At 41.2% G+C, this 20,484-nt stretch carries 24 protein-coding genes; 3 read left to right on the top strand and 21 right to left on the bottom strand.

What is annotated here, in order from left to right:
• Nucleotides 1-3 precede the first annotated feature (3 nt).
• The 15 genes from tnpB to yceD all read right to left on the bottom strand — a co-directional run bounded on the left by tnpB (nucleotide 4) and on the right by yceD (nucleotide 11,211).
• Complete coding sequence (tnpB, locus tag CXF95_RS09460; protein ID WP_101197177.1) at nucleotides 4-369, bottom strand: IS66 family insertion sequence element accessory protein TnpB; 366 nt, start codon at nucleotides 367-369, stop codon at nucleotides 4-6.
• Nucleotides 366-689, bottom strand: coding sequence for a hypothetical protein (locus CXF95_RS30510; protein WP_232787551.1), 324 nt, complete (start codon nucleotides 687-689; stop codon nucleotides 366-368). Before CXF95_RS30510 ends, tnpB begins: the two co-directional genes overlap by 4 nt.
• 134 nt (nucleotides 690-823) lie before the next feature.
• Nucleotides 824-1,597 carry a TatD family hydrolase gene (locus CXF95_RS09450; RefSeq protein ID WP_101198424.1) on the bottom strand — a complete coding sequence of 258 codons (774 nt, stop codon included), beginning with the start codon at nucleotides 1,595-1,597 and terminating at the stop codon, nucleotides 824-826.
• 24 nt (nucleotides 1,598-1,621) lie between these two features.
• Complete coding sequence (holB, locus tag CXF95_RS09445; RefSeq protein WP_101198423.1) at nucleotides 1,622-2,515, bottom strand: DNA polymerase III subunit delta'; 894 nt, start codon at nucleotides 2,513-2,515, stop codon at nucleotides 1,622-1,624.
• Nucleotides 2,516-3,145 (bottom strand): dTMP kinase, encoded by a 630-nt coding sequence (gene tmk, locus CXF95_RS09440; protein ID WP_101198422.1) that lies wholly within the window; start codon nucleotides 3,143-3,145, stop codon nucleotides 2,516-2,518.
• Between the two features lie 11 nt (nucleotides 3,146-3,156).
• Nucleotides 3,157-4,152, bottom strand: a complete 996-nt coding sequence (mltG, locus tag CXF95_RS09435; protein ID WP_101198421.1) for an endolytic transglycosylase MltG — start codon at nucleotides 4,150-4,152, stop codon at nucleotides 3,157-3,159.
• Nucleotides 4,152-4,994 (bottom strand): aminodeoxychorismate lyase, encoded by an 843-nt coding sequence (gene pabC / locus CXF95_RS09430; RefSeq protein ID WP_101198420.1) that lies wholly within the window; start codon nucleotides 4,992-4,994, stop codon nucleotides 4,152-4,154. The genes mltG and pabC overlap by 1 nt, the downstream gene beginning before the upstream one ends.
• 62 nt (nucleotides 4,995-5,056) lie before the next feature.
• Nucleotides 5,057-6,292: a beta-ketoacyl-ACP synthase II gene (fabF, locus tag CXF95_RS09425; RefSeq protein WP_101198419.1), complete on the bottom strand. Its 1,236-nt coding sequence runs from the start codon at nucleotides 6,290-6,292 to the stop codon at nucleotides 5,057-5,059.
• 80 nt (nucleotides 6,293-6,372) lie between these two features.
• The gene (gene acpP, locus CXF95_RS09420) at nucleotides 6,373-6,612 is read right to left on the bottom strand and encodes an acyl carrier protein (protein ID WP_007620501.1); all 240 of its coding nucleotides are present in this window, start codon (nucleotides 6,610-6,612) and stop codon (nucleotides 6,373-6,375) included.
• Nucleotides 6,613-6,781: 169 nt separating this feature from the next.
• A complete protein-coding gene (fabG, locus tag CXF95_RS09415; RefSeq protein WP_101198418.1) occupies nucleotides 6,782-7,519 on the bottom strand; it encodes a 3-oxoacyl-ACP reductase FabG in 738 nt (245 codons plus the stop codon).
• A 27-nt stretch (nucleotides 7,520-7,546) separates the two neighbouring features.
• Nucleotides 7,547-8,473 carry an ACP S-malonyltransferase gene (gene fabD, locus CXF95_RS09410; RefSeq protein WP_101198417.1) on the bottom strand — a complete coding sequence of 309 codons (927 nt, stop codon included), beginning with the start codon at nucleotides 8,471-8,473 and terminating at the stop codon, nucleotides 7,547-7,549.
• 23 nt (nucleotides 8,474-8,496) lie between these two features.
• Complete coding sequence (locus CXF95_RS09405; RefSeq protein WP_101198416.1) at nucleotides 8,497-9,456, bottom strand: beta-ketoacyl-ACP synthase III; 960 nt, start codon at nucleotides 9,454-9,456, stop codon at nucleotides 8,497-8,499.
• Entirely contained in the window at nucleotides 9,457-10,485 is a 1,029-nt protein-coding gene (plsX, locus tag CXF95_RS09400) for a phosphate acyltransferase PlsX (protein ID WP_101198415.1), read from the bottom strand.
• A 17-nt stretch (nucleotides 10,486-10,502) separates the two neighbouring features.
• Nucleotides 10,503-10,673: a 50S ribosomal protein L32 gene (gene rpmF / locus CXF95_RS09395; protein WP_007635479.1), complete on the bottom strand. Its 171-nt coding sequence runs from the start codon at nucleotides 10,671-10,673 to the stop codon at nucleotides 10,503-10,505.
• Nucleotides 10,674-10,683: 10 nt separating this feature from the next.
• Nucleotides 10,684-11,211, bottom strand: a complete 528-nt coding sequence (yceD, locus tag CXF95_RS09390) for a 23S rRNA accumulation protein YceD (RefSeq protein ID WP_101198414.1) — start codon at nucleotides 11,209-11,211, stop codon at nucleotides 10,684-10,686.
• A gap of 117 nt (nucleotides 11,212-11,328) precedes the next feature.
• On the opposite strand from yceD, the gene CXF95_RS09385 reads away from it, so the two are divergent.
• Nucleotides 11,329-11,925, top strand: a complete 597-nt coding sequence (locus CXF95_RS09385; protein WP_101198413.1) for a nucleoside triphosphate pyrophosphatase — start codon at nucleotides 11,329-11,331, stop codon at nucleotides 11,923-11,925.
• Here the strand turns inward: CXF95_RS09385 and CXF95_RS09380 are convergent.
• Entirely contained in the window at nucleotides 11,888-12,160 is a 273-nt protein-coding gene (locus CXF95_RS09380) for an HAD family hydrolase (protein WP_369809309.1), read from the bottom strand. The genes CXF95_RS09385 and CXF95_RS09380 overlap by 38 nt on opposite strands.
• Nucleotides 12,157-13,110, bottom strand: coding sequence for a 23S rRNA pseudouridine(955/2504/2580) synthase RluC (gene rluC, locus CXF95_RS09375; RefSeq protein WP_101198411.1), 954 nt, complete (start codon nucleotides 13,108-13,110; stop codon nucleotides 12,157-12,159). The genes CXF95_RS09380 and rluC overlap by 4 nt, the downstream gene beginning before the upstream one ends.
• Before the next feature lie 611 nt (nucleotides 13,111-13,721).
• On the opposite strand from rluC, the gene rne reads away from it, so the two are divergent.
• Both rne and CXF95_RS09365 read left to right on the top strand, forming a co-directional pair.
• On the top strand, nucleotides 13,722-16,604 hold the full coding sequence (gene rne, locus CXF95_RS09370; RefSeq protein WP_101198410.1) for a ribonuclease E: 2,883 nt from the start codon (nucleotides 13,722-13,724) through the stop codon (nucleotides 16,602-16,604).
• Between the two features lie 208 nt (nucleotides 16,605-16,812).
• Nucleotides 16,813-18,129: a DEAD/DEAH box helicase gene (locus CXF95_RS09365; RefSeq protein ID WP_101198409.1), complete on the top strand. Its 1,317-nt coding sequence runs from the start codon at nucleotides 16,813-16,815 to the stop codon at nucleotides 18,127-18,129.
• A gap of 119 nt (nucleotides 18,130-18,248) precedes the next feature.
• On the opposite strand, the gene CXF95_RS09360 is transcribed toward CXF95_RS09365, so the two are convergent.
• The 4 genes from CXF95_RS09360 to CXF95_RS09340 form a co-directional block, all read right to left on the bottom strand.
• Nucleotides 18,249-18,695 (bottom strand): YaiI/YqxD family protein, encoded by a 447-nt coding sequence (locus tag CXF95_RS09360; protein WP_101198408.1) that lies wholly within the window; start codon nucleotides 18,693-18,695, stop codon nucleotides 18,249-18,251.
• 30 nt (nucleotides 18,696-18,725) lie between these two features.
• A complete protein-coding gene (locus tag CXF95_RS09355) occupies nucleotides 18,726-18,980 on the bottom strand; it encodes a hypothetical protein (protein WP_101198407.1) in 255 nt (84 codons plus the stop codon).
• Nucleotides 18,977-19,372 (bottom strand): YfbK domain-containing protein, encoded by a 396-nt coding sequence (locus tag CXF95_RS09350; protein ID WP_198556539.1) that lies wholly within the window; start codon nucleotides 19,370-19,372, stop codon nucleotides 18,977-18,979. The genes CXF95_RS09355 and CXF95_RS09350 overlap by 4 nt, the downstream gene beginning before the upstream one ends.
• A gap of 258 nt (nucleotides 19,373-19,630) precedes the next feature.
• Nucleotides 19,631-20,158, bottom strand: a complete 528-nt coding sequence (locus CXF95_RS09340) for a von Willebrand factor type A domain-containing protein (protein ID WP_157828119.1) — start codon at nucleotides 20,156-20,158, stop codon at nucleotides 19,631-19,633.
• Nucleotides 20,159-20,484 lie beyond the last annotated feature (326 nt).

The raw sequence follows: 20,484 nt of genomic DNA, 5'->3' as shown, positions 1-20,484 counted from the left end.
ACCTTAAAAAACGGCCTCATAATGCAACTTTTTATGACCTTTCATGGCACTGATATCATAGCCATCAAGCAGCCAATTAATTTGCTGCCCGGTCAGTGTTATCACCTTATCATCACGCTTTGGCCACTTGAACTTTTCCTCTGACAGGCTTTTGTAATACAACACAAAACCATTATCTTCCCAGAACAGACACTTGATTTTATTACGCCGTTTATTGGTGAATGCATAAAGGTGACCGGCAAAGGGGTCGTGCCCCAACTCACATTCAATGATGGCAGATAATCCCAAGTGTGCCTTGCGAAAATCAATCGGCTGTTGGTAAAGAAAAACCTGAGTGAGCTCCACACCTGGACGCATCACTTTGCTCACGACAACAACTCGGCTAATTGTTTAACCACTGACACGTTACTTGCCGTGATACCTATCAGACGAACACCATTGGTAAAGTGCAATGAGAGTGGATCATGATGTTGCGGCTCAGGTAATCGCTGCACACTGACAAAACCGGAGGGTTTGTGGTTAATGGGTACCAGTGCGGTTGAGTATTTGCGTTTGTGGTAGCTGAAGTTGTGTGGACACAGGTCGTGATCTCGACAATAGGCAGCTTGGGTTAAACCTGAGTCACGCCACTGAGTCACATGCTCACGCCACAGCGGAGCTTCCTGCTTTAAATTTGATGTTGCGGTCACTTTGTTTTCCTCATACGTTTGTAATGAGGAAATTATGCAGCAGATTGCCCGTCGGAATAAGGACGTAGGTTTATTAAGCGCTTACGATAAGTTTGCATCTTGAAAATTTAAAAACCGGACCCTCTATAACAACTTCAAACTGCTCGCTTGATAGCAAACAAATCATAAAAATTGTTCGTTGTTATTTTAGCCAACTCTTGCGTACTTACACCTTTCAAATTAGCGATGAACTCCCCTACTTCTCTTACAAAACCCGGTTGATTGGGTTTGCCTCGATACGGAACCGGCGCTAACCAAGGCGAATCAGTTTCTATGAGTAATTTGTCTAATGGAATTTTTTTCACCACCTCTTGTAACTCAATTGCTGTTTTAAAGGTGACTATCCCAGATATCGAGATATACATACCCAACTCTATCGCTGCCTGCGCCATTTCCCAGTTTTCGGTAAAGCAGTGAAGTACACCTTTGGTTGATCGGTCTTTGTGCTGCTTAAGTAAATCAAGGGTATCTTCGCGGGCATCTCGTGTATGGATAATTAAAGGTTTGTTTAACTTATTGGCAACCTTAATATGATCAACGAAAGAGGTGAGCTGTACAGACTTAGTTTCAGCGCTATAAAAATAATCTAAGCCTGTTTCGCCTATGGCTACTACCTCTTCATTATCAGACATGTTAAGTAGCTCATCATAACTACAAGCATCTTCTTGATGTAATGGGTGTACTCCACAAGAGACAGATACATCATTAAACCCTTTAACTGTGTCTAACATCATAGGGAAGTCTTTAACAGACACCGAGACGCATAAAAAGTGTTCGACACCACGATGTCTTGCAAAATTGAGCACCTCAGAAAGTTCTTCTGGGGTTTTATCTAATCGGTCTAAGTGACAATGTGAATCTACAAACACGTAATTTTTCCATCTTTTATAGGGTTAAGTTAATGCAACTTTTACAAGGGCAAGTTTATCTAATAGCTCTGTTAACACTAACGTTTTATTCACTCCAGGATTACGCAATTGTTGGGTGACTTTAGTTGCTTGTTGGTGCAGTTGCCAAACGGTTTCAGGGGCATCATCAGTACATTGCTGCCGAGCCCAATATTGCGTCCACTTAAGTACTTTATCGGCACTGTCTTGCCAATCCATTGCTAGCTGCATGGCATTAGTTTGTCCTTGCAATAACGCTTCTAAACCTCGGCTGAAGATATCATAGGTAAATTTTTGTTCTTCTTGTAGCTCAGCTAACAAAGCTAACGGGCGAGCACTAAACAACTTAGCAAAATTGATATCAATTTCCCCATCAAATTGGGTTTTCACCCAAGCCAGCGTTGCATCCAAAGGGGGTAAAGGTAAGGCTAACTTTTCACAGCGACTTTTGATTGTCGCTAATATACGCTCCGGCTTATCAGTAGTGAGTAGTAAAAAAGTATTAGCCGTAGGCTCTTCTAAAGTTTTTAATAAGGCATTAGCGCTTGACTCGGTCATCGTATGAGCATCATAGATAATCAATACCTTTGCTCCTGACAAATGGGCAGAACTCACTAACTTTTTAATGACGTCGCGTATCTGATCAACACCAATTTGTTTATCAGACTCTACCACATGTAAATCTGGATGAGTGGTCGCAGCATTGAGTAAGCAAGATTGGCATTGACCGCATACCTTATGCCCTTGCCTAGCTTTGCATAACAGCAACTGGGCTAACTGCAAAACAAAGCTTGATTTACCTAAACCAGCGGGGCCTTGAATAAGTAGCGCGTGATGCAGTTTATTAGCAGCAATTCTACTACCTAGCTGTTTAAATGAATCCTCCAACCATGGAAACACTTAGCTCTCCAAAAATTGGTTAATAGCTAGCTCAACATCGTTATGCACTGCTTTTATACTTTGCATGGTATTGATCACTACACAATTTTTATCTTGCTGGGCTAATAGCAGGTATCGTTCTCGGGTCCGCTCAAAAAAACTCACATCTTCTTGTTCAATACGGTCTAGCTCACCTCGCCCTTTTGCTCGTTTAAGCCCTTCTTTAGGCTCAACGTCCATATACAAGGTAAAGTCTGGTCTAAAGTCTTTTAAGGTGATGGCTCTTAGGTTTTCAATCATGCTCTGATCAATCTGACGACCTCCTCCCTGATAAGCTTGGGAAGACATATCATGCCTGTCTCCAAGTACCCAGTGACCTTTTTCTAAATTTGGCAATATAACATTTTGTACTAGTTGCGCTCGTGCGGCATACATTAATAGTAACTCAGCTTCTACCGTGACCTTTTCATCATGCCAGTCGTGTTTAACTACATCTCTGATAGCTTCAGCCATAGCAGTACCGCCAGGCTCCCTAGTATTAATCACAATATGTCCAGCAGCTTGGATAGATTGCGTCAATATCGCTACTGCGCTGCTCTTTCCAGCGCCTTCCAAACCTTCAATAACGATGAATTTACCTGATATGTGCAACTAAGACTCTCTTATTTGTTTAATTGATATTTACGCACCGCAAGATTGTGTTCTTGCAAAGTGGTTGAAAATTTGTGGCTGCCATCACCCTTAGATACAAAATACAACTCTTCAGTTGTTAATGGATTAAAAGCAGCATCGATGGCTAGTTTACTTGGCATGGCAATAGGGGTTGGCGGTAACCCTTTAATCACATAAGTATTGTAAGGTGTGGCGGTTTTTAAATCTTTGCGCCGGATATTGCCATCAAAATCTTCACCTATGCCATAAATAACAGTAGGATCAGTTTGTAAACGCATATTCAGATTAAGTCGATTGACAAAGACCCCAGAAATTCGTGGCCGCTCTTCTGGTACGCCCGTTTCCTTTTCAATGATGGATGCCATTATCAAACCTTCGTAAGCGGAAGCATAAGGCAAGTCTAATGCTCGGCTCTCCCACGCCCCGTCCAGATATTGTTGCATACTTAAATGGGCTCGTTTAACCAACTCAATCGCAGCTGTTTGCGCCACAAAATGATAGGTGTCAGGTAAAAGATAGCCTTCAATTGACTGCTCAGGTAATTGGGCTGATAAAGCATCAAGTTGCTGTTGAAAATCGTTATTAAATTTAATCTGGGGATGGGCTTTTAAAACTAATAACCACTCCCGCCAATTCAGCCCTTCAATTAAACCGATTGAAAATTGCATTTCTTTACCACTAGAAAAAAGCTCCAATAAATCTAATGCACTCATGGACGGTAATAATTCGTAGGTTCCAACTTTAATATTCGCGAGTTCTGGTTCCAGCTTTAATCTAATTTTAAGGCCAATGTTATCGGAAATAACCCCTTGGTCTTTGAGTCGATTCACAATCCCTTTGGCTGATTGACCGGATTTAACTTGGTATACCATTGCCTCAGTGATATTAATTTGTTGATGTACTTTTTTGTCAAAATGAAACAAGGTTACGACAAAAATAATGCCGATTAAAAACGCAAAAATCGATAACCACTTTATAATTTTCATTAAATTTTTAACGCCTTGGTATCAATTGTTTGCTGAATATAATGCTGTAACTGTTTGGATTGGGCTACCTCAAACTCTTGATGTTTTTTATTGATAGGATCAAACAAACTCACTACTGGAACCAATAGCATTAAAGAATTACACACAAAAAGCTCATGAGCAGAAAACAACTCAATAACTTCCTGCTTAACCACCTGACATTCTATGCCTTTTTCTTGCATAACAGCCAATACATGGTTACGCATAACGCCTTCCACCCCTGATTCTGTCAGGTTTGCGGTATACCAACTAGTATCCTTGTACCAAAACAGATTACCGACAGAGCTTTCAACTATGTGTTGCTGAGTATCACAAACAACGGCATCATCATAACCCGTTTGTGCCAGTGATTGTTTAACCAAAACCTGTTCTAAACGGTTTAGATGTTTGATGCCAGCAAGCAAAGGTTGTTTCGCTAGCTTAATAGGACTGATGGTTAACTTAATACCATCGGTTTGCCAAAGAGGGTAATGTACTGGAATGTTGTGCTGAGTAATCACAAAGTTAGGGTTTATAGCTCCTTCTGGATTATACCCCCTACCACCCTCGCCTCGGGTAATCGTCACTTTTACAACGCAGTCACTCGTGGATGTCAATGAATCAACTATGCATCTTCGTAACTCATCCCACTTATCAAAATTGATAGACAGTGTTTTACAAGCCCACTTTAGACGCTCGATATGAGCAGCAAAAAACTCAAGACCACCATGTCTAAACGCCAAAGTAGTAAAACAGCCATCACCATACTGAAAGGCTCTGTCTGCAATCTCTATATGTTGCTGCTGCCGACCGTTAACAATCATTCATTCTTGCGTCTATATACCTAAAAGATAATCAATAATACTCATAAGCTACATTTTGCCTACTATTTTTTAAACAGCAATGAGCCATTTGTACCACCAAAACCAAAAGAATTACATAAGGCATAATCCAATTTCGCAGGTCTTGCAGTATGAGCAACAAAATCAAGATCGCAACCTTCCCCAGGGTTATCTAAATTAATAGTCGGTGGTGCAACTTGGTCTCGTAATGCCAATATAGTAAAGATAGCTTCAACTGAGCCTGCGGCTCCAAGTAGATGTCCGATCATCGATTTGGTGGAACTCACCAAAACCCTGTTTGCATGTTCACCAAACACATGTTTGATGGCAGCGACTTCAGCCACATCCCCTGCTGGAGTGGATGTACCGTGTGCATTGATGTAACCAATTTCGTTAACGTCAATCTTGGCATCGTTAATAGCGTTGACCATAGCAGCTGCGGCACCTTCACCATCTGGTGGCGGTGAAGTCATATGGTAAGCATCACCGCTCATTCCAAAACCTACTAGTTCCGCATAAATAGTTGCGCCGCGCGCTACAGCAGAGTCATAGTCTTCTAACATCACGACGCCGGCCCCCTCGCCCATTACAAAACCATCTCTATCTTTATCCCATGGCCGGCTTGCGGCTTCAGGGTTGTCATTACGTGTTGATAATGCACGGGCTGCAGCAAATCCACCGATACCTAGAGCACAGACAGTCGACTCAGCACCACCGGCAATCATTGCGTCAGCGTCCCCATAAGCAATAATACGGGCAGCAATTCCAATATTGTGAACACCAGTAGTACAGGCTGTAACAACGTTGATATTTGGACCCTTGAGTCCTTCAAATATGGAGAAAAAGCCAGAGATCATATTAGTGATAGTGGCAGGAACAAAAAAGGGGGATATTTTTCTTGGACCAGATTCAAGCATTCGACGATGATTTTCTTCAATTAAACCCAAACCGCCAATCCCAGAACCAATTGCAACACCAATTCTTGCCGAATTTTGAGCTGTAACCTCTAAACCAGAATGCACCAGAGCTTGTTTACCTGCAGCAATACCTAGCTGAATAAACCTATCCATCTTTTTGGTTTCTTTTTTGGGAATGTACTCCTCGGCATTAAAGTTTTTGACTTCACCTGCAAACTGAGTTGTAAAGGAAGTACAATCAAAAGAGGTGATAGCTGCAATTCCACTTTTGCCCGCAAGAATGTTTTTCCAACTAGAGTCTACAGTATTACCAACAGGTGATAGCATGCCTAGACCGGTCACAACAACGCGACGTTTAGCCACATCGGCCTCCGACTAATTATGAAAGTATATGTGATTGAATGAAGAAACGGTCCGGAGAGGACCGTTTTTTTTTAAAAAAATTATGCGTCTTTATTAGCGTTAACGTAGTCAATAGCAGACTGAACAGTGGTAATTTTTTCAGCTTCTTCATCAGGAATTTCAGTATCGAACTCTTCTTCAAGAGCCATTACTAATTCGACAGTGTCTAGTGAATCCGCACCTAAATCGTCAACGAAGGAAGCTTCTGGTTTAACTTCTTCTTCTTTAACACCAAGTTGTTCAATGACGATTTTTTTTACACGTTCTTCGATAGTACTCATAATTCTAGTTATCCTTTAAGTCGCTAGATATAAATTTGTGAGTAGTGTATTCAGCAAAGTGACCCCTTGCAAGTAGCAGGGTCAACTTTTTTTCTGGTCTAACCACTCACAGATTAGTAAATATTTATTCGTTTGATAAAGCAACAATAATTGTAAACTTTATCACCTTTTACCCCATATACATGCCGCCATTGACGTGTATCGTTTCACCAGTGATATATGCAGCAGCATCACTTGCTAAAAATCCAACCGTCGCCGCTATTTCTTTAGGGTCCCCTAAACGGTTTGCTGGAATATCTTTAAATATACTTTCTTTTTGGTCATCCGTTAATGCTTTTGTCATATCAGTATCAATAAAACCTGGTGAAACCACATTAACAGTAATACCTCTAGACGCAACTTCACGGGCCATAGACTTACTAAAACCAATCACACCGGCCTTCGCAGCGGCATAGTTGGCTTGACCAGCATTACCTGTAGAGCCAACGACAGAACCGATATTAATAATACGTCCTTTACGTTTTTTCATCATACCGCGAAGCACTGCTTTAGACATTTTAAAAATGGATGTCAAATTAGTATCCATAATGCTTTGCCATTCGTCATCTTTCATACGCATCAATAAATTATCACGGGTGATCCCAGCATTATTGACCAATATATCCACAGCGCCGTGCTTTTCGGTGATGTCAGCCAGTAAAGCTTGCATCGAATCGGGTATGGCAACGTCGAGTACTTTACCTTCTCCACTACCTTCTAGATAATCACTGATTGCCTGAGCCCCTTTTTCAGATGTTGCAGTACCTATAACGGTTGCACCATCTGCAGCTAACTGCTCGGCTATTGCTCTTCCAATTCCTCTACTTGCACCAGTTACCAGTGCAATACTGCCATTTAAACTAGCCATACATTCTCTCTACAAAAAATTATTAAATTAAATCAATGAATTAACAGAATCAATTGTGTTAATTGCCGTGCAACTTAAGCGTTTATCAATACGCTTAGTTAATCCAGTTAATACCTTACTTGGCCCCATTTCTAATAAAGTTTCAACCCCAAGTTCGGCTAACATTGTGACAGTTTCGGTCCATCTAACTGGGCTATATAATTGCTTAACCAAAGCCTGCTTTATCGCTTCAGGATCATTTGGGTAGGCCACATCGACATTATTGATAACGGGGATTTTAGGTGTCTGAAACTGAATGTCTTTAAGCAAACTTGCCAGTTGTTCTGCTGCTGGTTTCATCAATGCACAATGAGACGGCACACTAACGGCCAATGGCAATGCGCGTTTTGCACCATGTTCTTTACACAAATTCGCGGCTACATCTGTAGCGTTTTTATTCCCAGCGATCACGATTTGTCCTGGCGAATTAAAGTTAACCGCTGCCACAACTTCATTGGTTTCTGCTTGTGCCTGCTGGCAACTTGCAACCACCTTGTCGTCATCCAAACCAATAATAGCGTACATAGCTCCTGTGCCCGCAGGCACCGCTTGTTGCATAAATTGGCCTCGAGCTTCAACCAATTTAACAGCATCAGTAAAATCTATGACTCCAGCACAGACTAAAGCGGAATACTCTCCAAGACTATGACCCGCCAGATATACCGGTTGACTGAGTTCTTTTTCGACTAAAAGTTTATAAATTGCATAACTTGCGGCTAACAAAGCGGGTTGGGTAATATGGGTTTGATTGAGTTTTTGCTCATCATTTTGAACCACATCCCACAAATCATAACCCAAGGCTTCGCTGGCTTGAGCAAAAGTCTCCTGAATGATGGCATATTCGGAAGCTAGCTCACTTAACATACCTAAAGTTTGGGATCCTTGACCAGGAAAAACCCATGCTTGTTTACTCATAATTGATTCTCTAAAATAGTATTTTAATAACGTACTAACGCAGATGCCCAAGCAAAACCGCCACCAAAAGCCTCAAGAAGAAGATTTTGGCCGCGTTTAATTCTGCCATCTCGTATAGCTGTATCTAGGGCCGTTGGTACTGTAGCAGCAGAAGTATTACCATATTGTTCAAGGGTCATGACCACCCGATCCAGCGGCATCTCTAATTTTTTAGCCGTCGCTTTAATAATCCGGAAATTCGCCTGATGTGGCACTAACCAATCCAAATCTGATTTTTTCATGTTGTTAGCAGCTAACGTTTGTTCAACTACCTCACTTAATTTAGTGACGGCAACTTTAAATACTTCATTGCCTTTCATACTCCCCCAGTTTTCATGCACAGATTGCTCATCACCGTGTTGCGGGTTGCCTATGGTCAATAAATCACCGTAGGAGCCAGCAGCATGAATATGGGTTGATAAAATACCGGGCTCTTCACTTGCTTCAATAATAGTGGCGCCTGCTGCATCGCCAAATAAGATGACCATAGTACGGTCTTCAGGGCTAATCATTCGGCTCAAACAATCTGTTCCCACTACCAATATTCGTTTAGCCATACCGCTTTTTATATACTGATCAGCCACACTGAGTGCATAACAATAACCCGCGCAGGCAGCAGCCACATCAAATGCGGGTATACCATCTACATCTAATGCTTTTTGAATTTCACAAGCAGTGCTAGGTAGCGCGTAACGGCCACTTGTTGTGGCACATACAATCATGTCTAAAGATTTGGCATCAATGCCCGCTGCTTCTAATGCCTTTTTACTGGCTTCAAAGCCCATAGTCGCAGCCGTTTCATTGGCGCCAATAATGCGTCTCTCTTTGATACCGGTGCGATCGGTAATCCATTCATCTGAGGTATCAACCATCACAGACAAATCTGCATTGGTTCTTACATCACTAGGGTAATAACTACCTGTGCCAATTATTCTGGAATTCATTTATTCGTGGCGCTCCATTAAAACAGCTTCAATTTTATCTTTTATTTTATCTGGGACCTGCATCTCGACTTGTTGTATTGCCTCGCGGATAGCATACAAAAAAGCCTCTGAAGAGGCATTACCATGGCTCTTTACCACAATTCCGCGCAATCCTATCAGACTAGCTCCGTTATACTGGTCGGGTTTCATACGTAAATAAATACCACGGAAAAAAGGAGTCGCTATTTTTGCCACAATTTTAGACAACCAATTATGCTGTGATGCTTTTTTAATTTCTTGAATAGCAAAGTTCACCAGCCCTTCCCAGGATTTCAACGCAATATTCCCCACAAAGCCATCAGTAACTATTACATCCGCTTTCTGGGAGAAGATATCGTTACCTTCAACATATCCAATATAATTAATATTTTGGGAATCAGTTAATAATCTAGCAGTATGTTTAACTTGGTCATTGCCTTTGATTTCTTCAGAACCAACATTCAGTAACGCCACTCTTGGCTGCTTGATATTGGAAATTTGCTCCGCCAATACAGAACCCATCACGGCATATTGGAATAACACGTCTGAGTCACAATTAATATTCGCGCCTAAATCCAAAAAATACACTTTGCCATTGTTTATGGTTGGTATCAGTGTAATAAGAGCAGGTCGGTCTATGCCAGGTAAGGTTTTCAACACATAATACGCCATACTGAGCAAAGCGCCGGTATTACCGCCGCTGACACAAGCGTCTGCTTCTTTACTATTAACTAAATCTAATATACGTCGCATCGAAGAGTTTTTTTTATGACGTAAAGCATGAGCGGGCGCTTCGTCCATAGCTACATGTTGTGGGCAGTCGGACAAGGTGATACGAGCTTGAATATTGGGTAATTGTTGGTTTAGCCACTGAGACATAACGGTCAAAGGACCACATAATATAAGGTGTAAATGAGGGGTTTGTTGCAGTGCGGTTAATGCAGCAAGAAAAATAATATGGGGGCCGTTATCGCCCCCCATGATATCTAACGCTAAGGTTAGACGACTCAAAATTTCGTCACTTTAAATTAAAGAGATAAAACTTTTTTGCCTTTGTAGTAACCATCAGCGGTCACGTGATGACGTATATGTGTCTCACCTGACGTTGAATCTACAGACAAAGTCGCAGTACCAAGCGCATCGTGTGAACGACGCATGCCACGTCTTGAACGAGTTTTCTTACTCTTCTGTACAGCCATTACTTTACTCCTAGTCTCGCTTAAGTTCTTTCAAAACCGCGAACGGGTTTGGACGTTCATCTACCGGTTCAATTTTTCCGAAGCTCATTTTATCGCGCTTTTGTTTGCAATCCTTCTCTGCATGAAGGGCTACAATCGGCAATGATAAAATCAGTTCGTCTTCAAGGGTTTGAAATAAATTGATTTCTCCTTGGTCATTGACCTCAACCGGTTCGTAACTATCCGGTAACTCATCTTTGTCTTCTTCTTTAACACTCTGCACGGGGCTAAAACAAAAAGATACATCCATAGGATGATCAAAGACTTCATTACATCTCTCACAGATAAGTGATGTTGAACATGCCATATGACCTTGAAAGTAACTAAGACCCTGCTCGTCTTTAGCAAATTTAATTTCAACATCTATTTCTTTGGCAATATCAGCAACTGATCCAAGCAACCTTGGCATTTCAGACGACAGTATGACTCCCCGATAATCGGAGCGTATAGTTGCGTTTTTAACTGGGTCAACCAGCTTGGGTAGTTTCACTCTCTGCATAGCGCGCGCATATTATAGAAACATCACAACTTAGTCAAAGAAAATCATTGTTAATGACACTGAGCGCTGCATTTTATATGCTTCTAGTATTATTTTAAGAGACAGTCACCCTTATCTATGAAAATCATTCTGGCTTCGAGCTCCTCTTACCGCCAAACCATCTTAAAAAAACTGCATATTCCGTTCACTTGTGTCACCCCCAATATTGATGAATCGTCTGTATTGGGGGAAACAATTTCTGATCAAGTCGAACGTCTAGCCAAAAGTAAAGCATTAGCCATATCTACAAAAGAAGCCAATGTTAATAGTTATGTTATTGGTTCAGATCAATTGGCCAGTTTTAATGGTCAAGTCTTAGGTAAACCGGGAGACTTTGCTACCGCCAAACAACAACTGTTGATGTTTAGTGGCCAAACGGTGACGTTATACACTGGATTGTGCTTGGTTCATTCAGCTAAAAATCAATTAGCTCACATAGTAGAAACCTTTGATGTCACATTTAAAACCTTAACAGAGGGTCAAATTTCAACTTACTTACGAATTGAACAACCCTATGACTGTGCAGGCAGCTTTAAATGTGAAGGTTTAGGTATTGCATTGTTTGAATCACTCGATGGCAGAGACCCAAATACATTAATTGGGTTACCTTTGATTGCCTTAATGGATTTATTTAAGACTATGTCTGTGGACTTATTTGATTATATGCAGTCTTAGATGTACTAAAAAAGTGTTTTGTATTTGAATGATGCCAATTGTGATCTAAACCCTGGCGTCCTTTTCCAGTGGCTACCGCCAATATGTAGCCTCGTTGTTTTAGTCCTTCTAATAACGTTATCGCACCATTAAAAAGTGGACTGTTTATTTGTGTATGTTCTTTAAAATGTTTTTTATAGGTATGAAAAAGGGCCATTGCAGTGTTTTCATCTTGGATATCAAATAATTGCTTTATATTTCACATCTCAGTCTCTTCAACACACTGATCAGACTTGGCTCCAAAGGTGCTTTATAAGTCACTCTTTCATCAGTATTAGGATGAATAAAGGCCAATGAGTGTGCATGTAAAAATAATCGTTTAAGACCTATTTTATATGTTCTTTGGTCAAAGTCTTTATCACCGTACCTATTATCGGCCGCAATCGGATGACCCGCATGTAAACAATGTACCCGAATTTGGTGAGTACGACCTGTAATAGGTGAAGCCTCAACTAAAGTGGCTTGATTAAAGGATTCCAAAATGCGGTAGCGTGTTTCTGAGGGTTTACCCTCTTCATCAACCAACACAACTCGTTCGCCAGACTTTAAAGTGTTCTTTAACAATGGCGCTTTCACCTTAAAGCGATTAGCGGGCCATTCTCCTGACACTAAGGCTTGATAACGTTTATCTACCTTTCTATCTCTGAGCTGCTCATGGAGGTTTTTTAATGCAGAACGTTTTTTTGCGATCAATAAACAACCAGACGTGTCCCGATCTAGCCTATGTACTAACTCTAAGAACTTTTGCTGTGGACGTAATGCTCTGAGTGCTTCAATCACTCCAAAACTTAAACCACTACCACCATGTACCGCTGTGCCTGAAGGTTTGTTCAACACAATCAACCACTCATCTTCGTACAATATATGGTTTTCTAAGCTCGATACTTTATTCAGCTTAGTAGATGGTAAATCGGTTGGCTCAGATACTCGGACAGGAGGAATTCGCAACTCATCGTTGGCCTGTAATTTATATTCGGGCTTAACCCGTTTTTTGTTCACTCGCACTTCGCCTTTACGCAAAATGCGATAAATACGGCTTTTAGGCACTCCTTTTAAGAAAGTGCGTAAATAGTTATCTATCCTTTGCCCTTCAAGCTCGGGATCGATAGTAATAAATTGAACTTTTGGAATTGTTAGGTCTGTCATAGCCCGGGTATTATAACTGGATTGCTATGGTAAATGTCCAGTATTTTAATGTCTTGCCAGTGTCAGTGCTTTAATGTGATAATGCATGTGTTTTAAAACATGTAATGAATGTTTGAAACAAACAGATGGATTAATCAGTTCTGTATGCAAAAACGACCAATTTGTCGTAAAACGTCTATCTTAGAACGTATCTTGCAAGCTTAATACGGCTAATCAACTGTGAAGCGAGTAACTTTTCACAAGCTTGATTAAACAGAACCCTTACATCAGCGATATAATTAACCTATTGATCGCCATTGATGTAAAGAATACAAAAGAATTGACAAGATATTTGAATAATGAATAGCCAGACAAGCATTCGTTTTTGAATACAACTAAGTTTTAGAATATTTAATCAGTAAGCTAAACTAGCAGCCTTGTTTAGCGCCTATAAAATATAGGTAAAGTGTTTAAAAACAGTGCATTAAATAATTAATGGCAATAACATTTAGGCTCAAAAAACTTAACTTTTAGGATACAGTCGTGAGGCTGCATTGAATAATTGTCACATTACTGCGTAGTTCTTTACTTGTGGTGATCGGTACTTTACCGAGCTAACAAGAATGAAAAGAATGTTAATCAATGCCACTCAGCTAGAAGAATTGCGAGTTGCACTTGTAGATGGTCAAAAATTGTATGATTTGGACATAGAAAGCCCAGGTCACGAACAGAAAAAATCCAATATATATAAAGGTACAATTACCCGCGTAGAGCCTAGTTTAGAAGCTGCATTTGTCGATTATGGCGCGGATCGTCACGGATTCCTTCCTCTAAAAGAAATTGCCAGAACTTACTTCCCCCAAGGTTATAGATTTGAAGGTCGCCCCAATATTAAAGAGGTGATCAAAGAAGGCCAAGAAGTTATTATTCAAATTGATAAAGAAGAACGTGGCCAAAAAGGCGCAGCCTTAACCACCTTTATCAGTCTAGCAGGTAGCTACTTAGTTTTAATGCCAAATAATCCTCGTGCTGGCGGCGTATCTCGTCGTATTGAAGGCGATGAACGTACTGAATTAAAAGCCGCTTTAGGTGGTTTAGACTTACCAGACGGCATGGGTTTAATCGTCAGAACCGCTGGTGTAGGTAAAACAACTGAAGAGCTTGCATACGATTTAGATTACCTAGTATCAGGCTGGGGCCGCATTAAAGAAATGGCTGACTCTCGCCCTGCTCCATTCCTTATACACCAAGAAAGTGATGTAGTAGTTCGCGCAATTCGAGATTACTTAAGACGTGATATTGGTGAAATCCTTATCGATAATGCCGTTGTACACGAAAGAGCATTAAAACATGTTGAGCAAATGCGCCCTGATTACGCTAATCGCGTAAAACTTTATAATGGTGATGTGCCACTGTTCAGTCATTATCAGATTGAAAGCCAAATTGAATCGGCTTTCCAACGTGAAGTAAGACTTCCCTCAGGCGGCTCAATCGTGATTGATCCTACCGAAGCGTTGATTTCAATAGACATTAACTCTGCCCGAGCAACAAAAGGTAGCGATATTGAAGAAACAGCCTTTAATACCAACCTTGAAGCGGCAGACGAAATTGCACGTCAATTACGCTTGCGTGATGCTGGCGGTTTGGTGGTCATTGACTTTATCGATATGACCCCAGTGCGTCATCAACGTGAAGTTGAAAACCGCATGAAGGACGCAGTCCGTGGTGACAGAGCAAGGGTTCAGTTAGGCCGTATTTCACGTTTTGGTTTACTAGAAATGTCACGGCAGCGTTTACGTCCCTCTTTAGGTGATTCAGCTAATAACGTTTGCCCAAGGTGTAGTGGCCACGGTACGGTTCGTGGTACCGAGTCCTTAGCATTATCTGTGCTGCGTATTATGGAAGAAGAAAGCATTAAAGATAATACAGGGCAAATAGAAGCCCAGTTACCTGTTAATGTTGCGACTTATTTACTAAATGAAAAACGTAGTTCAGTGCGCAGCGTTGAAAAACGTCACAATGTGCAGCTTGTTATTATTCCTAATCCTAAAATGGAAACTCCCCAGTATAGCGTTGCTCGCAGACGCCCAGATGACGCGGTTCAGGAAATGAGTTATAACTTGCCATTAATAGAGCAAGAAGAAAATATTACCGATAAAAATGTTGCACCAGCAATGGCTAAAGAACAACCTGCTCTGCAAAGCCTTATTGCACCGGAGCAGAAAAAAGCTCCCCTCGCTTCAGCTTCTTCTAAAGTTAAATCAGAAAGCTTAATAGATAAAGCTAGTAAATGGATTTCTGGGTTATTTAAAGCGGAAGAAAAAGTGGTTCCTAAGAAAACGACTCATACTCGTAATCAAGGTACTAATCAGCGTCAAAATAAAAATCCTCGCCCTGATAGAAACAAACGTAATAGCAAAAATCATGAGCGTAAAGAGCACGGTGAACAGTCCGCTAATCGTTCCGAACGTCCAGATAGAAATGATAAAAATGATAAGAATGACAGAAACGAACGTTCTGATCGTAAACCTAGAAATGATAACCGCAAACCACGCCGCGATGACAAACCAGTAGAAGCAACACAAGATGCAGCTATGGTGTCAAAAAACGCTGCACCAGCACCTGCTGCAGCGCCGGCACCTGCCAAGAAAAAAGAACAGGTAGCAGAACGCAGAAAACGCCGCGATACCAGACGTAGTGTCAGAGTTGACGATAATAATGACGAGAAAAATAAAGTAGTAGAAGCGGTTAAAGAAACTCAGGCGGCCATTATTGAGCAACCAGAAATAGTCGTTAAAAATGATGCCGTATTAGAGAGTACAGCATTGAATGAGCAAAAAACCGTTGAACCTGCACAAGTAGATGTTGCCCCAGAAGCGGTATCTGACAACATAGACACTCCAGCAGATAGCGAAACGAATAAAGATGAAGAGTCTACAACTCGTACTCGCAGTCGTCGTTCTCCTAGACACATTCGAGCGGCGGGTCAAAAACGTCGTAAAGAAGGTGACGAGAAAGACGAAACTGAAGCAACTGAAGCTCAAGTGACTCAAGATGAACTTCAGTTTGATGAACCGGTTGCTGCGCCTAAAGTCGAAACAACACCTGTAGTATCTGTGCCTGAAGAAAAACCAGCTCAGGTAGCGGTGACATCGGCGACAAAGTCTAATCAAGGTGTCGATTCACCCGAATCGGCTGCTCAACCTGCAACTGCAAACGAAAGTGTTGTGGCTGCAACTGAGTCTGAAAAAGAAGATGTTTCTGCGCCGATCAAAAAAGCGCCAGCTAAGAAAACGCCCAAAAAAGCCACGTCTGTGAAAATGCCTGCTAAGCCAACCAAGAAAGAATCAGTGTCTGCCCCTATGGCTCGACCTGCTTCCATTGATGAAGCCTTTGTTGATGTTAAAATCGGTTCTCTGGACGACGCCGCCAGACCAGAAGTTAAACGCTCTGGTAAGTCGTTTTCAAGTTCATCGAATGCAGCTGCAGCACCAGCAACTCGCCCAGGTTCGTAAACTATTCAATTAAATACTCGCAAGAGTTTAGAAAATGCCGCAAGACTTCACTGTCTTGCGGCATTTTATTGATAGTCTAAGTGTTATTATGTGTTGTTTACTGTATCCTCCCGCGACTATTTTAAGCTGTTTAAAATTTAAGCTATGTCTGACACTGTCTACGACTTTGCCAGGCAAATAAGCTAATCACCCTATTTGAGAATTATCTATGAGTTTTGCCGACCTAGGCCTATCACCAAAAATTTTATCCGCTGTAGCCAGTAAAGGGTATACCACCCCATCTCCAATTCAAGCTAAAGCCATACCAGCAGTATTGCAAGGTAGTGACGTAATGGCTGCGGCACAAACAGGTACCGGTAAAACGGCGGGGTTCACTTTGCCAATTTTACATTTACTTAGCCAAGGACAATCAGCCCGGCCTAATCAAGCTCGGGCATTGATACTGACTCCCACAAGAGAGTTGGCAGCGCAAATAGCAGAAAGTGTGCAAACTTATGGCAAAGACCTACCTTTAAAGTCTGCCGTAGTATTTGGCGGCGTGGGTATTAACCCCCAAATGATTAAATTACGTAAAGGCGTGGATATATTAGTTGCCACACCGGGTCGTCTTCTTGACTTATACAACCAAAATGCAGTGAAGTTTAGCGAGTTAGAAATCCTTGTTATGGACGAAGCCGATCGTATGTTAGATATGGGCTTTATTCACGACATCAAAAAAATAATAAAGTTGTTACCTCAAAAACGTCAAAATTTGATGTTTTCAGCGACTTTTTCTGACGACATTCGAAAACTTGCCAAAGGTTTAGTCAATAACCCTATAGAGATATCCGTATCACCTGCTAACACCACAGTCGATTTAGTTGAACAATGGGTGTATCCAGTAGACAAAAGTAAAAAATCCCAACTACTTACCCACTTGATTAAACAAAATGATTGGCAACAGGTATTGGTTTTTAGTCGCACTAAACATGGTGCTAACCGCATTGCCAAGCAGCTTGAAGCCCATGGTATTAGCTCAGCAGCTATTCATGGCAATAAGAGTCAAGGTGCACGTACCAAAGCACTTGCAGACTTTAAGCAAGGTAAAGTGAAAGCCTTGATAGCAACTGATATTGCTGCCCGTGGTTTGGATATTGATCAATTACCCCAAGTAGTCAATTTTGATTTACCCAATGTACCCGAAGACTATGTCCATAGAATTGGACGTACTGGTCGCGCTGGTGCAACTGGTCAAGCAATATCGATGGTGACACAAGATGAATTCAAAGAATTAGTCGATATTGAAATACTGATCAAACAACTTATTCAGAGAAAAATTACTGTTGGTTTTGAACCCACACAGCCGTTACCTGAATCAAAACTGGGTCAACGACCCATTAAAGCCAAAAAGCCGAAGCAAGCTCAAACTGGTCACAGAGATGGGCAACGTTCTGGGCGTAATTCTTCTGGTGGGCAGCCGCCTAAAAGCAATCACTCACGGAATAGAAATAAAGGTCAATCCAGTGGAAACTCTGGCAATCGTTAATCAATAGCTACCAAAAATAATGACTCAAATTTTAGATTATATTTTAGTAACCTTTTTAGGGTAGGCACTTTATATTGAAGTGCAGGTGTTTAACACTTGCACTTTCATCGCCCCAAGCGTTATGTATTTGCAGTGAGTATCCTATCCAGATGATTAGCAAAATTCTGTCTATCCATTTGATTTAATGGCGGCGGCCCACCTGATTGTTCACCACTGGCACGCATGGTGTCCATAAAGTCGCGGATATTGAGTCGAGCGCGGATATTCTCAGTGGTAAACAGCTCTCCTCTTGAGCTTAATACCTGACCGCCTTTTTCAATCACTTCTGCGGCTAACGGAATATCACTGGTGATCACTAAATCATTGGGTTCAATTTGCCGCACTATTTCGTCGTCAGCCACATCAAACCCAGCACTAACTTGCATAGAGCGAATAAACTTAGACCCAGGGGTACGAATATATTGATTGGCCACAAAGATGGTTTCAACCTTTTTACGCTCTGCGGCACGAAATAGAATATCCTTAATTACCACTGGACATGCATCCGCATCTACCCAAATTTTCAATGTAACCCTCTCTTTTTTAATTAATAAATTTTATGGAACAAGGTCAGCAACCGCTGATTCCAATTGTTGCCTTTGTTGTTTTAATAACTCTGCCAGTTTAGACATATCAGGCAATGACATCGATGTTATTTTTGTAAAATCGTCTTCGAACACAGACTTGTCCAACATCTGCTCTTCTGACGCTTGTCTTGTTAGGCTGACTGTTTGTATCTGATAATCTGCTGAGTCAGCGGTGGATTGTACTGACTCAGCAGAACTAGCGTTAGGATTCAGAGGTTGTTTCAATGGGCAGTCAACAGAGTCGGTTTAACCTCAATAGTGCGGGTAAAACCTTTAATATTCAATTCTGTTGACTGTGATTTTTCGCCTTGTTGATTAGGAATATTGGCTTGTAACAACGCGCTGCTGCGCACCAAGTTAATAAACTCGGCACGATACCCAAACTTGTCTTTACCTTTAGCCCCTGACGCGATGTCGATAATTTGTTGATAGCTCATATCCTGCCAATAGTGACTCTGCTTTAATAAATGAGCAAATCCCACTACGCTACTGGCAAACCTAAAGTCATCAGATTGTTTATCGAAATCAGTGATTTGATTGACCATAATAGCTTGGGTGATTAACTGGCTTTTATCATTATCAACAGGCTTATAGCGCAGTTTAATCAAGGTGTTCATTTCATCAACTCGATTAATCGCTCATGACTGCTAACACCTACATTAAAATCACCGTCTGTAGCTAAGATAACTCGATTTACACCACCTTTGATGAAGGCCTGTTATGCCATAGTGTAAGCGAGTTCAATTCCTGCCTGATCATTGGTTGAACCACCTGCCCGCAAACTTGCCAGTGCTTGCTTTAGTTTAGCTTTTTGATCACCGGCAGTAGGCTCAAATACGACGGCCGACGCACCAGCATATACCAGAATTGAAACATTATATTGTTCCCCTAACTGCCCTGTTAACAAGTCGAGTGAACGGGTTAACAGTGGTAATTTTGTGGGGCTGATTCATCGAGCCCGACACATCTAATAAAAACACCAGATTTCGCCCTGCAATCTGACTAACATCTGGACTAAAGCCATTTAAATCAATAGCCATAATATGCCATTGTTCTGCCCATGGTGAAGCAGCGATAGAGGTATTAATACTAAAAGGGGTTCCTGAGTTATTTGCATGGTGTTGGGAATAATCGTAATCAAAATAATTGACAAACTCTTCTATTCTTATGGCATCTGCAGGAGGGAATATGCCCTGATTAATCATTCTACGAATATTAGTGTAACTACCTGTATCCACATCTATAGAGAAAGTTGAAACAGGATCCTGCAATACTGATTTAATCCCATTTTCTTGATAGTGCTGGTAGTTTTCGCTATTCACTATGGATGGTTTGAGATGTTTGATACGCAGCTGCGACGCATGAGAAACGGAACGGTTAACCATGCTATGAGTATCAGCCATAGATTCCCATATTAATTCTTCCTCTAGGGGGCGGCAGGCTGCCACCACTGACTTTGCTTGATGTTTTGGTTCTTCATTTGAATTGCTCTCTTGATAACTAATTAAAAGCCGCTGTGTTTGCCTTACTAACGGGTCAGGTAATCAAAAGGGTTATTTATTTTAAGCGTATTTAATTAATCATTTAAACCAACAAATGGTGAATATCACTAATGGTTACAATTGCAAACTCGCATTTTATTTACATAATTCTACTATCTAGCTGTTTTATATGAATTTTATTGGGTTGGCATAGTCAATGCTAAACCTACTACAACATGTCAGACAAG

The sequence above is a fragment of the Paraglaciecola sp. MB-3u-78 genome, assembly GCF_002835935.1.
Taxonomy (GTDB): Bacteria; Pseudomonadota; Gammaproteobacteria; order Enterobacterales; family Alteromonadaceae; genus Paraglaciecola.
This window is presented reverse-complemented; position numbering and strand designations above follow the sequence as displayed.

Excerpts from the sequence above, each read along its gene's own strand:
- mltG (WP_101198421.1), bottom strand. The coding sequence starts at position 4,152 with ATGAAAATTATAAAGTGGTTATCGATTTTTGCGTTTTTAATCGGCATT.
- pabC (WP_101198420.1), bottom strand. The coding sequence starts at position 4,994 with ATGATTGTTAACGGTCGGCAGCAGCAACATATAGAGATTGCAGACAGA.
- acpP (WP_007620501.1), bottom strand. The coding sequence starts at position 6,612 with ATGAGTACTATCGAAGAACGTGTAAAAAAAATCGTCATTGAACAACTT.
- fabG (WP_101198418.1), bottom strand. The coding sequence starts at position 7,519 with ATGGCTAGTTTAAATGGCAGTATTGCACTGGTAACTGGTGCAAGTAGA.
- fabD (WP_101198417.1), bottom strand. The coding sequence starts at position 8,473 with ATGAGTAAACAAGCATGGGTTTTTCCTGGTCAAGGATCCCAAACTTTA.
- CXF95_RS09405 (WP_101198416.1), bottom strand. The coding sequence starts at position 9,456 with ATGAATTCCAGAATAATTGGCACAGGTAGTTATTACCCTAGTGATGTA.
- rpmF (WP_007635479.1), bottom strand. The coding sequence starts at position 10,673 with ATGGCTGTACAGAAGAGTAAGAAAACTCGTTCAAGACGTGGCATGCGT.
- yceD (WP_101198414.1), bottom strand. The coding sequence starts at position 11,211 with ATGCAGAGAGTGAAACTACCCAAGCTGGTTGACCCAGTTAAAAACGCA.
- CXF95_RS09385 (WP_101198413.1), top strand. The coding sequence starts at position 11,329 with ATGAAAATCATTCTGGCTTCGAGCTCCTCTTACCGCCAAACCATCTTA.
- rluC (WP_101198411.1), bottom strand. The coding sequence starts at position 13,110 with ATGACAGACCTAACAATTCCAAAAGTTCAATTTATTACTATCGATCCC.
- rne (WP_101198410.1), top strand. The coding sequence starts at position 13,722 with ATGTTAATCAATGCCACTCAGCTAGAAGAATTGCGAGTTGCACTTGTA.
- CXF95_RS09365 (WP_101198409.1), top strand. The coding sequence starts at position 16,813 with ATGAGTTTTGCCGACCTAGGCCTATCACCAAAAATTTTATCCGCTGTA.
- CXF95_RS09350 (WP_198556539.1), bottom strand. The coding sequence starts at position 19,372 with ATGAACACCTTGATTAAACTGCGCTATAAGCCTGTTGATAATGATAAA.
- CXF95_RS09340 (WP_157828119.1), bottom strand. The coding sequence starts at position 20,158 with ATGGCTGATACTCATAGCATGGTTAACCGTTCCGTTTCTCATGCGTCG.